Source organism: Photorhabdus sp. P32, assembly GCF_038085095.1.
Classification (GTDB): Bacteria; Pseudomonadota; Gammaproteobacteria; order Enterobacterales; family Enterobacteriaceae; genus Photorhabdus; species Photorhabdus luminescens.
This window is the reverse complement of sequence record NZ_JAZGJN010000021.1, coordinates 1-391: the sequence shown is the minus strand read 5'-3', so window position 1 is coordinate 391 and position 391 is coordinate 1. Positions and strand designations below refer to the sequence as shown.

The window sequence follows — 391 nt, the reverse complement described above, 5'->3', positions numbered from 1 at the left end:
TGGAGAACCGCAGGCATATACGGCAAATGCTGAGAGATTATCAAAATCTTCCATTACCGCCTTATGGACGAATCCTTTTCTTCCTGACCACTGAGAATCTTCACCAGATAACACGGGTACATAATGTATATTCTCATGCTTGGTAGCCCACTCTATCGGAAGGTCTAAATAGAAATCAGCCCCGTTGTTCATTCCCCAATAGATATGGATGTCACGTTTGGAATTTTGTTCGATAAGTTTTTCCACCATGGCTTTAACTGGAGCAAAACCGGTACCGCCAGCAAGAAAGATAATTGGCCTATCATCTTCTCTGACGAAGAATGTTCCCAACGGTCCTTCCAGTCTCATCAGGGTATTTACAGCCAGTTCGTTGAATAAAAGGCTACTCATA

Annotated in this window: 1 pseudogene; it reads right to left on the bottom strand. The window is 43.0% G+C overall.

Annotated elements, in window-relative coordinates:
- A pseudogene (locus tag V2H77_RS00070) lies at nt 1-391 on the bottom strand (hypothetical protein); the annotation flags it as partial.